This window comes from Bordetella sp. (assembly GCF_051960075.1).
Lineage (GTDB): Bacteria > Pseudomonadota > Gammaproteobacteria > Burkholderiales > Burkholderiaceae_B > Bordetella.
On sequence record NZ_JBQCER010000065.1, the window covers coordinates 25,598 to 35,933 of the forward strand.

A 10,336-nucleotide genomic window follows, 5' to 3' on the forward strand; every position below is an offset into this window, starting at 1 on the left:
CGATGGCTCGCCTTGTTCGCGCGCGGACGCCATACCGGAGACTCGCTCATGATTTGTTCTGTTCTGTCGCAGCGGCGCGCATTCGTCCGCAAGGCGGCCGTCCTGGCCGCGGGCCTGGCGGGCGCTTTCGCCATGTCCGCCGCGCAAGCCGCCTATCCCGATCAGCCCGTGCGGATGCTGGTCGGCTTCTCGGCCGGCGGCACGACCGATATCGTCGCGCGCGTGCTGTGCAAGGAACTCACCACCACGTTCAATCAGTCTTTCGTCGTGGAAAACCGTCCCGGCGCGGGCAGCAACCTGGCTGCCGGCGAGGTGGCGCGCGCCAAGCCAGACGGCTACACGCTGCTGATGGTGGCAGTCACCAGCGCCATCAACCAGACGCTGTACAAGAACCTGCCCTTCAATCTGGAAACGAGCTTCAAGCCGGTGGCGTTGGGCGCCAAGGTGCCCAACATCCTGGTGGTCAATCCCCAGTTGCCGGTTCATTCGGTGCAGGAGCTGATCGACTACGGCAAGGCCCACCCTGGCAGACTGGCCTTCGCCTCGTCGGGCAGCGGCACGTCCATTCACATGGCCGGCGAGCTCTTCAAGCTCAAGACCGGCGTGCAGATGACCCATATTCCCTACAAAGGCTCGGGCCCGGCCATCAGCGACCTGGTCGGCGGGCAAGTGCAGCTGATGTTCGACAACATGCCGTCGTCGTGGCCTCAGGCCAAGGCCGGCAAGCTGCGCGCGCTGGCGATCACCACCAAGGAGCGCTCGCCGGCCGCCCCCGATCTGCCCACCATCGAAGAGCTGCACATTCCGGGCCTGGATCAATTCGACGTGTCGTCCTGGTTCGGCGTGATCGCGCCGGCCGGCACGCCGGACGAGGTGGTCAACAAGCTCAACGCCGCCATCGAAGCGGCCCTGAAAAAGCCGGAAGTCCAGGAGCGTTTCGCCAATCTGGGCGCGCAGATCGAAACCACCACGCCGCAGCAGTTCAGCGCCTTCATCAAGAGCCAGGTCGATACCTGGCGGCCTGTGGTCCAGGCCTCGGGCGCGAAGGTCGATTGAGTCTCTGAGTCGTGAGAGTCAGGCCCGCCGCCCACGCCGCGGGCCTATTTGTTTGGGTCTTTGTCGGCGCGCCGCGCCGCGGCCAGCATGGCCGTGCATACGCCGCGCAACATGTCGATCTCGTCGCGGGTAGGCGCCTGGCGGCTGAAAAAATGCCGCATGCGCGGCATGAGCTTCTTGGGGTGTGCCGGATCGAGAAACTTGACCGCCGTCAGGGCCTCTTCCCAGTGGGCCAGAAAACCCTGCACGGCCGAACTGTCGGCAGGCGCCGCGCCGGGATCGGGCTGGCGCGCCGTCGAGGCGGGCAGCAGGGCTGCGCCGCTGTCGCGCAGCAGGGCATAGCGCATCTCCCAGGCGGCCAATTGCAGGGCCTGGGCCACGTTGAGCGAGCTGTATTCGGGGTTGGCGGGAATGTGGCAGACGCGGTGGCACAGGGCGATCTGGGCATTGGTCAGGCCTGAACGTTCGGTGCCGAGCACGACGGCCACGCAGCCCTGGTCGGTGTCGGCCAGATGCGCGCCGGCCAGATCGGCCGCCTGGCGGATGTCGCAGGGCGGCGGGCCCAGATCGCGTACGCGGGCCGTCAGGGCGAACGCCAGCGTCACGGGCGCCAGGGCTTTTTCCAGCGAGGCATACACCGGGGCGCGCTCGAGCACGTCGACGGCCCCGCTGGCCAGGGCGATGGCCTCGGGTTGGGCCGCCAGGTCCGGCAATCGGGGCTCGACAAGCACCAATTCGGCAAAACCCATGGTCTTGATGGCACGCGCGGCCGAGCCGACATTGCCGGGATGACTGGGCTGCGTCATGATGAAACGCACCCGCGAAAATGCCTGCTGGGTCATTTAAATTAAAATAGGTAGTTTGGCCGGTCTGCCTGCGGCTTTTTGCCTGCGGCGCGACCGCGATCCTGCTCTTGATTCGTACGGAACCCTATGCATCCGATGCTCAACATCGCCATCAAGGCGGCCCGGCGTGCCGGCACCATCATTAACCGCGCCAGCCTCGATCTGGAGCGCCTCAGCGTGGCGCGCAAAGGGCCCCGTGATTATGTCACGGAAGTCGACCGCGCCTCGGAAGAAGCCATTGTCGAAGCGCTGCTCGCCTCCTACCCCGACCACGCCGTGCTGGGCGAGGAATTCGGCCGCCAGGGCCCCGAGAATGCCGAATACCAATGGATCATCGATCCGCTGGACGGCACCACCAATTTCATCCACGGCCTGCCCAACTACGTGGTGTCGATCGCCCTGCAGCATCGCGGGCTCATTACCCAGGCCGTGGTGTACGACCCCTCGCGCAACGAACTGTTCACCGCCAGCCGCGGCGGCGGCACGTTCCTGAACGACCGTCGCGTGCGCGTGTCCGGCCGCACTCGCTTCGCCGAGGCCTTGCTCGGCGCGCACTGGCCCGGTTCGACCGGCCCGACCATGGGCGCCGCGCGCTTTGCCGCCATGGCCGAAGGATGCTCCAGCGTGCGCCGCATGGGTGCTGCCGTGCTTGACCTGGCCTATGTGGCTTCGGGTCGGCTGGACGGCTTCTGCGGAGTCGGCCTCAAGCCCTGGGACATGGCGGCGGGCAGTCTGCTGGTGCTGGAAGCGGGCGGCCTGGTCTCCGATTTCGACGGCGAGCAAAGCTGGATGAACACCGGCGACGTGCTGGCCGGCAGCCCCAAGATATTCGCGCAGATGGTCGCGGGCCTGCAAAGCAAGCCTGCAACCTGACCTCGTTACCCTAGGACTATCTGATTTGCCGGAGAGCCCTTGATGGAATGGTTGTTCGATCCGACGGCGTGGGTGGGTCTGTTCACGCTGGTCATCCTCGAGATCGTGCTGGGGATAGACAACCTCATCTTCATCGCCATCCTGGCGGACAAACTGCCGCCCAAGCAGCGCGACCGGGCTCGCGTCATAGGTCTGAGCCTGGCGCTCGTCACCCGGCTGGTCCTGCTGTCGGTCATGTCCTGGCTGGTCACGCTGACCCGCCCGCTGTTTTCGCTGGGGCCTTTCTCCTTCTCGGGGCGCGATCTCATCCTGCTGCTGGGCGGCCTGTTCCTGCTTTTCAAGGGCACCGTCGAACTGCATGAGCGCCTGGAAGGCGGCCAATACGCCGACAATCTGGGCAAACGCATCTACGCCAGCTTCTGGGTCATCGTGACGCAGATCGTGGTGCTCGATGCCGTGTTCTCGATCGATTCGGTCATCACCGCCATCGGCATGGTCGAGCATCTGGTCATCATGATGATGGCCGTGGCGATCGCCATCGGCATCATGCTGGTGGCGTCCAAGCCGCTCACGCGCTTCGTCAACGCGCACCCCACGGTGGTAGTGCTGTGCCTGGGCTTTCTGCTGATGATCGGGTTTTCGCTGCTGGCCGAGAGCCTGGGATTCAAGGTGCCTAAAGGCTACCTGTACGCGGCCATCGCGTTTTCCGCCGCCATCGAAGGGCTCAACCAGTTGGCCCGTCGCAATCTGCTGCGCCTGGACGGTACGCGCCCCATGCGCGAGCGCACGGCCGAAACGGTGTTGCGCATGCTGGGCCGGCGCCCGCTGGACATCGAACCCGACGACGATGTGCCTGCGTCCGCTCAGGCTGCGCAAAAGGCTTTCGGCGTGGAAGAACGCAATCTGGTCAGCGGGGTGTTGACGCTGGCCGAGCGCAGCATTCACTCGATCATGACGCCGCGCACCGACGTCACCTGGATCAACATCGACGACGATGCGGCCGAGATACGCCGCCAACTGGAAGACACGCCGCACAGTTTCTTCCCGGTTTGCCGGGGCGCGCTGGACGAGATCGTCGGCATAGGCCGGGCCAAGAACCTGGTGGCCGACCTGATCACCCAGGGCCGCATCGACAGCAGCCATCTGCGCGAGCCCATCATCGTGCACGAGTCCACCGACATCTTGCGCCTGATGGACATTCTCAAGCGTTCGCGCGGGCAACTGGTGCTGGTGGCCGACGAGTTCGGCATGATCGTGGGTCTTGTCACCCCCATCGATGTATTCGAGGCGATCGCCGGCGAGTTTCCCGACGAGGACGAGATGCCGGATATCGTGGCCGAGCGCGAGGGAGTCTGGCGCATCGACGGCGCGGCCGACCTGCATCATGTGGAGCAGGTGCTGGAAACCGACGGCCTGGTAGACGAGTCGCAGGACTACACCACGCTTGCCGGGTATCTGCTGGCGCGCTTCGGGCAATTGCCCAAGGCGGGGGACGTATGCGAGCACGAGGCGCACAACATGCGGTTCCGCTTCGAGGTCTTGCAGATCGAAGGGCGGCGCATTGCGTCGGTGCGGGTCGAGAAGTCGCATATCGAGCCGCAAGAGCTCGATAGCGATTTGCACGAAAACCTGGGTTGAGTTCTAGGGTCGTCGGTCGCGTTTGGGTTTCTGAGCCGTCGATGGCGTCGCGCCGGCCCATCGACTTGCGGTATTTCGGTAGGTCGATAACATGCGCTGCATTGAGGCTCGCACGACACGGCAACCGCGTTAAGCGTCCGACAACGACCGCAGCAGCGATTCAAAGTTCCCGAAACCGCAGCCCGTCTTTATCGATCACCAGCCAGCCGCCGCGTTTGGGCTCGGCATGGTCCAGATCCCAATCCGGCAGCACCCAGCGCTCGCAGCGCCGGCCGTCCACGGCGAACACGTGATGCGCGGGGCGGTGCGTGTGCCCGTGCACCACGACGCTGGCGCCGCTCTCGCGCAGCGCGGCATCCACCGAGTCGGAGCTGACGTCCATGATCTGCAGCGGCGTGCTGCGCTTGGCCTGCATGCTCCTGGCGCGCGCCTTGCGGGCAAAGCCCTGGCGCCAGGCCGGGCTGGTCATCAAGAAGAGTTTTTGCAGCAACGCGTTGCGCGCCACGGCGCGCCAGCGTTGGTAGGCGCGGTCGTCGGTGCAGTATTCGTCGCCGTGCGACAGCAGCACCGGGCCGCGCGGCGTTTGCAGCAGCACGACATCGGGCAGCAGATGCGCGCCCAGTTCGCGGGTCAGGCGTCGGCCCATCAGAAAATCGCGGTTGCCGCGTCCCAGGTAGAGCGGCAGGCGCGAGGCCGCGGTCTTCATCGCGGCCAGCGCTTGGGCCAGCCAGGGGGGCGGCTCGGCGATGGCGTCGTCGCCTACCCAGACATTGAAAATGTCGCCCGGCAAAAGCACAGCGGCCGCCTCGTCGGCGGCCTTGTGCAGAAAGCTCAGGAAGGCCTGTTGCGTGGCCGGCGTGTCCGCACCCAGGTGCAGATCGGACGCCAGCCAGACGGGGCCGTCCGGCAGCGCGAGCTTATTGAAGGATTTCGGCTTTCTTGATGACCACATCTTCGACGGGCACGTTCTGGTGGAAGCCGCTGTTGCCGGTCTTGACGGCAGCGATCTTATCGACCGTGTCTTCGCCTTCGGTGACCTTGCCGAACACGGCGTAGCCCCAGCCATTGGGCGTGGGGGAGGTGAAGTTCAGGAAGTCGTTGTTGGCGACGTTGATGAAGAACTGGGCGGTGGCCGAGTGCGGATCGCTGGTGCGCGCCATGGCAATGGTGTATTTGTCGTTCTTCAGGCCGTTGTTGGCTTCGTTCTCGATGGGGGCGTGGGTGGGCTTTTGCTTGAGGCCGGGTTCGAAGCCGCCGCCCTGGATCATGAAGCCCGCGATCACGCGGTGAAAGACCGTGCCGTCGTAGAAACCTTCTTTCACGTAGGTGAGAAAGTTTTCGGTGGTCTTGGGAGCCTTCTCGGCGTCCAGCGTCAGTACGATGTCGCCCAGATTGGTTTCCAGTTTGACGCGCGGGTGGGTGTTGCTCATTTGCTGAGTGCCTTTATTCGTTTGGGTGGAAGAATCGGGGGCGGCGGTCTGTGCGCCGGCACCCAGGGGGAGCAGTGCGGCCAGCGCGAAAGCGCAGGCCAGACGTATCGAGTGTTTGAATCGAATCATTGAGCTGGAGCTTCCGTCATGTGGGCGCGTGCCGCGTCGGGGTCGCGGGACGCCAGTTGATTCAGGTTGGCCTGCGCGTCGGCATAACCGGGGTCGACCTGCAGCGCAGTGCGCAGGGCAGCGCCTGCCTTGTCGAGCTTGCCCTGCTGGACGTAGAGCGTGGCAAGATTGTTCCACGGTTCTGGCAGTTCGGGAAAGCGGCGGGTCATGTCTTTGTAGATTGCGGCGGCCTGGTCGATGCGACCCAGAGCGGCCAGTACGCGCGCGTGCTGGAACATGAGCTGCACGTCGGTGCCGGGCTTGCCCTGCAGCTGCGCCTGGCGCCATTCGATCAGCTTGAGCGCGCCGTCGTAGTCGCCCTTGTTGATCAAGGTCTCGATGTGATCGGTGATTTGCGCAGGCGTAGGCTGAAGCCGGGTGTCGACGCCAGGCCTGAGCTTGTCCATTTGCCTGGACAGCCATTGCCAGCCGTGCTCGGGCGGGTAGGGATCCAGCGTGGTGAGCGTGGAGTTGTCGACGAGCGTGCCGCCGCCGCCCATGGACTGCGCCTGGGCGCCGTGCGGGCACAACGCCAGCGCGACGACAAGGGGCACGGCCAGCGCGGCAAGTCGAAAACGCAGCATCGGGGTCATGGCAGTGGACATGTGGCGGTATCTGGGGAAGCGGGCTGGCCAGCCTCGGCGGGCGGAGGCGGGGCGCTTGCTATACTTGTCGACCGCCATTCTAGCTCGGCATCGCGACTCGCATAGCCAAGACCCGCTCGAGAACTGTTCAAATCCGTTCGAATCGGGTCAAGGCCCACCGATACACTCGCGATCCGCCGGGCAATTCGTTCGGGCTGTCCGCCTTCCCATGCTGCAGATCTATAACTCGCTTACACGTAGCAAGACGTCCTTCGCGCCCATCGAGCCGGGCAAGGTGCGCATGTACGTCTGCGGCATGACGGTGTACGACTACTGCCATCTGGGCCATGCCCGCATGCTGGTGTCTTTCGATGTGGTGCAGCGCTGGCTGCGCGCCAGCGGCTATGCCGTCGAATATGTGCGCAACATCACCGATATCGATGACAAGATCATCAAGCGCGCCGTTGAAACGGGGCGCCGCATCGGCGAGGTCACCGAGTTCTACATCGCCGCCATGGACGCCGATGCACAGGCGCTGGGCGTGCAAAAGCCCGACCACGAGCCGCGCGCCACGCAATATGTGGGCCAGATGCTCGGCATCATCGCCAAGCTGCAGGAAAACGGCCTGGCCTACGAGGCTGCCGACGGCGATGTGAACTATTCGGTACGCGGCTTTACCGGCTACGGCAAGCTCTCGGGCAAGTCGCGCGACGACCTGCGCGCAGGCGAGCGCGTCGCCGTGGGTTCGGCCAAGCGCGACCCGCTGGACTTCGTGCTGTGGAAGTCGGCCAAGCCCGCAGAGCCCGCCGATACCAAATGGAACCCCGCCGACTACGGCTACGCCTACGGTCCCGGTCGGCCGGGCTGGCACATCGAATGCTCGGCGATGAGCCGCGCCCTGTTGGGCCAGCCGCTCGACATCCACGGCGGCGGCCCCGACCTGAAGTTTCCGCATCACGAAAACGAAATCGCCCAGACCGAAGGCGCTTTCGGCGGCACCATGGCCAATGTCTGGATGCACTGCGGTCCGCTCATGGTCGATGCCGACAAGATGTCCAAGTCCCTGGGCAACTTCCGCACCATTCGCCAGACGGTGGCCGACGAAGCGAGCCTGTCCGACAACGTCGCCGACTACAAGGTCAACCCGCGCGAGGCGGAGATGCTGCGCTTTTTCATCGTGCGCAACCATTACCGCAGCCCGCAGAATTTCACGCCCGACAACCTCACCGACGCGCAGAGTGCGCTTGACGGCCTCTATCAGGCCCTGCGCAACGTCGCACCCGATTGGCTGAACGTGGATTGGAACGAGCCCCAGGCGCAAGCCTTCAAGGCCGCCATGGACGATGATTTCAATACCTCGGGTGCGGTGGCCGCGCTGTTCGAACTTGCTTCCGAAGCCAACCGCACCCGTAGCGCGCGCGCGGCCGGTCAGCTCAAGCAACTCGGCGGCCTGCTGGGGCTGCTGCAGCAGGACCCTGAAACCTATTTCCAGAGCGCCACGCGCTATCGCGCCGGCTCGTCGGTCTCAACAGCGCTCGACACCGCAGCCATCGAGTCGCGCATCGCGGCCCGGGCCGCTGCCAAGCAGGTGCGCGACTTCGCCCAGGCCGACCGCATCCGCGACGAATTGCGCGCGGCCGGCATCGAGCTCGACGACAAGCCGGGCGGTCTTACCCAGTGGCGACGCGCCTGACCGGCCGTACCTGACCAGAGTCATATTCTTTATGTCCAGCTCCGCCGAGATCTCCGTCGCCAAGCCCGATTATTGGGACGATGCGGTCGCGCATCTGGTCAAGCGCGACCGCATTCTCAAAAAGCTCATTCCGCAGCACCCCGAAGTCTGGCTGACCTCGCGCGGTACGCCGTTCATCACGCTGGCGCGCGCCATTGTGGGCCAGCAGATCTCCGTCAAGGCCGCCGACGCGGTCTGGAGCAAATTCACCGCCGCGGTGGGCAAGCGCCCCTCGCCTGCCTCCGTGCTCAAGACGGACGTCGCGGGCCTGCGCGCCGCCGGTCTGTCCCAGCGCAAGGCCGAATATGTGCAGGATCTGGCCTTGCACTTCAGCGAACGCCGCGTACACCCCGAAAAATGGGCTTCCATGCCCGACGAAGACGTCATCGACGAGCTGGTCGCCATTAGGGGTATAGGCCGATGGACAGCCGAGATGTTTTTGATCTTCAATCTTCAGCGGCCGGACATCCTGCCGCTGGACGACCTGGGATTGCTCAAGGCGATCTCGTTACACTATTTCAGCGGTGAGCCGGTCTCGCGGTTCGAGGCTCGCGAAGTTTCGCTTGCGTGGCAGCCCTGGCGCACCGTGGCGACCTGGTACCTCTGGCGCAGCCTGGACCCCATTGCGGTCCAATACTGAACTCAGGCCATAACAAACTAAGGCGCCCTTCAACGGAACCTTCTACATGCCCATTACCTTCCTGGAATTCGAACAGCCTCTGTCCGAGCTGGAAAACAAGATCGAGCAGCTGCGCTACGTGCAGGCCGACTCGGCGGTCGACATTTCCGACGAGATCAGCCGGCTGCAACAAAAGAGCCAGGCGCTGGCCAAGGAAATCTACGGCAGGCTCACGCCCTGGCAGACCGCGCTGGTGGCACGCCATCCCCAGCGCCCCTACACGCTGGACTACGTGCGCGAGATCTTCACCGATTTTCACGAGCTGCACGGCGACCGCATGTACGCCGACGATCAATCCATCATCGGCGGCCTGGCGCGCTTTAACGGCGCCGCATGCATGATCATCGGCCACCAGAAAGGCCGCGACACCAAGGAGCGCGCCGCGCGCAATTTCGGCATGCCGCGCCCCGAGGGCTATCGCAAGGCCTTGCGCCTGATGCAGCTGGCCGAAAAATTCGGCCTGCCGATCTTCACCTTCGTCGACACGCCGGGCGCCTATCCCGGCATCGGCGCCGAAGAGCGCGGGCAGTCCGAAGCCATCGGCCGCAACCTGTATGTCATGGCCCAGCTCAAGGTACCCGTCATCAGCACCATCATCGGCGAGGGCGGGTCGGGCGGCGCGCTGGCGATCGCCGTGGGCAATGCCGTGCTGATGCTGCAATACGCTACGTATTCGGTCATCTCGCCCGAAGGCTGCGCATCCATTCTCTGGCGCAGCGCCGACAAGGCGTCCGACGCGGCCGAGGCCCTGGCCATTACCGCGCCGCGCCTGAAAGACCTGGGCCTGGTCGATCGCGTGGTCAACGAACCCGTGGGCGGCGCCCAGCGCGATCCGCGCGTCATGGCGCGCCTGCTGCGCCGCGCGCTGGGCGATGCGCTGCGCCAGTTGCAGGACCTCACGCCGCAAGAGCTGGTCGAGCAGCGCATCGAACGCTTGATGTCTTTCGGCCGCTTCCAGGAAGTCAAGGCCTGACCCCGCGAGGGTAGGCTTGTTGTGCGGGGTGATCATGCATAGCCCCGCGCCATTCATGCAGAGTCCGGACCGCTTGCCGGATTGTCCGGCCGAGCTGGTTTCTCCCGTGCGCGCCGCGTTGCGGGGGTTGCCCAGGAACACGGGGCGCATCGCGGTCGCGGTCAGTGGCGGCGGCGATTCGGCCATGATGGCGCTGGCTGCCGCGCATGCGGCGCGCGGCCTGGGCTTCGGCCTCGTTCTGTTTCACGTTCATCACGGCCTGCAAGCTCAGGCCGACGAATGGGCCGCGCACGTTCAGGCCCTGGGCGCTTTGCTATCCGTTCCGGTGCTGCAGGCCCGCGTGCGCGTGCCCGACGAC

Annotated in this window: 11 protein-coding genes; 7 read left to right on the forward strand and 4 right to left on the reverse strand. The window is 65.0% G+C overall.

The genetic code is table 11. The features are described from left to right. Window positions 1-48 precede the first annotated feature (48 nt). On the forward strand, window positions 49-1,056 hold the full coding sequence (locus tag ACTHJ1_RS10805) for a Bug family tripartite tricarboxylate transporter substrate binding protein (protein WP_440191885.1): 1,008 nt from the start codon (window positions 49-51) through the stop codon (window positions 1,054-1,056). A 44-nt stretch (window positions 1,057-1,100) separates the two neighbouring features. Here ACTHJ1_RS10805 and ACTHJ1_RS10810 read toward each other — a convergent pair whose 3' ends face one another. Further along, entirely contained in the window at window positions 1,101-1,862 is a 762-nt protein-coding gene (locus ACTHJ1_RS10810) for an RNA methyltransferase (RefSeq protein ID WP_440191888.1), read from the reverse strand. A gap of 126 nt (window positions 1,863-1,988) precedes the next feature. Here ACTHJ1_RS10810 and ACTHJ1_RS10815 point away from each other — a divergent pair, with 126 nt between their 5' ends. After that, window positions 1,989-2,774, forward strand: coding sequence for an inositol monophosphatase family protein (locus ACTHJ1_RS10815; RefSeq protein WP_440191891.1), 786 nt, complete (start codon window positions 1,989-1,991; stop codon window positions 2,772-2,774). A 42-nt stretch (window positions 2,775-2,816) separates the two neighbouring features. Next, a complete protein-coding gene (locus ACTHJ1_RS10820; protein ID WP_440191894.1) occupies window positions 2,817-4,412 on the forward strand; it encodes a TerC family protein in 1,596 nt (531 codons plus the stop codon). Window positions 4,413-4,572: 160 nt separating this feature from the next. On the opposite strand, the gene ACTHJ1_RS10825 is transcribed toward ACTHJ1_RS10820, so the two are convergent. The 3 genes from ACTHJ1_RS10825 to ACTHJ1_RS10835 all read right to left on the reverse strand — a co-directional run bounded on the left by ACTHJ1_RS10825 (window position 4,573) and on the right by ACTHJ1_RS10835 (window position 6,615). After that, window positions 4,573-5,364: a UDP-2,3-diacylglucosamine diphosphatase gene (locus ACTHJ1_RS10825; protein ID WP_440191897.1), complete on the reverse strand. Its 792-nt coding sequence runs from the start codon at window positions 5,362-5,364 to the stop codon at window positions 4,573-4,575. Further along, window positions 5,330-5,842, reverse strand: coding sequence for a peptidylprolyl isomerase (locus ACTHJ1_RS10830; RefSeq protein ID WP_440191900.1), 513 nt, complete (start codon window positions 5,840-5,842; stop codon window positions 5,330-5,332). Before ACTHJ1_RS10830 ends, ACTHJ1_RS10825 begins: the two co-directional genes overlap by 35 nt. Window positions 5,843-5,967: 125 nt before the next feature. After that, complete coding sequence (locus tag ACTHJ1_RS10835; RefSeq protein WP_440191903.1) at window positions 5,968-6,615, reverse strand: tetratricopeptide repeat protein; 648 nt, start codon at window positions 6,613-6,615, stop codon at window positions 5,968-5,970. 208 nt (window positions 6,616-6,823) lie between these two features. On the opposite strand from ACTHJ1_RS10835, the gene cysS reads away from it, so the two are divergent. From cysS to ACTHJ1_RS10855, 4 genes are all read left to right on the forward strand, one after another. Further along, complete coding sequence (cysS, locus tag ACTHJ1_RS10840) at window positions 6,824-8,287, forward strand: cysteine--tRNA ligase (protein WP_440191906.1); 1,464 nt, start codon at window positions 6,824-6,826, stop codon at window positions 8,285-8,287. 31 nt (window positions 8,288-8,318) lie between these two features. Then, window positions 8,319-8,966 carry a DNA-3-methyladenine glycosylase family protein gene (locus ACTHJ1_RS10845; RefSeq protein ID WP_440191909.1) on the forward strand — a complete coding sequence of 216 codons (648 nt, stop codon included), beginning with the start codon at window positions 8,319-8,321 and terminating at the stop codon, window positions 8,964-8,966. Window positions 8,967-9,012: 46 nt separating this feature from the next. Next, window positions 9,013-9,978, forward strand: coding sequence for an acetyl-CoA carboxylase carboxyltransferase subunit alpha (locus ACTHJ1_RS10850; RefSeq protein WP_440191912.1), 966 nt, complete (start codon window positions 9,013-9,015; stop codon window positions 9,976-9,978). Between the two features lie 55 nt (window positions 9,979-10,033). After that, window positions 10,034-10,336: ATP-binding protein (locus ACTHJ1_RS10855; RefSeq protein WP_440191915.1), on the forward strand; the 303-nt coding region annotated here is incomplete at its 3' end.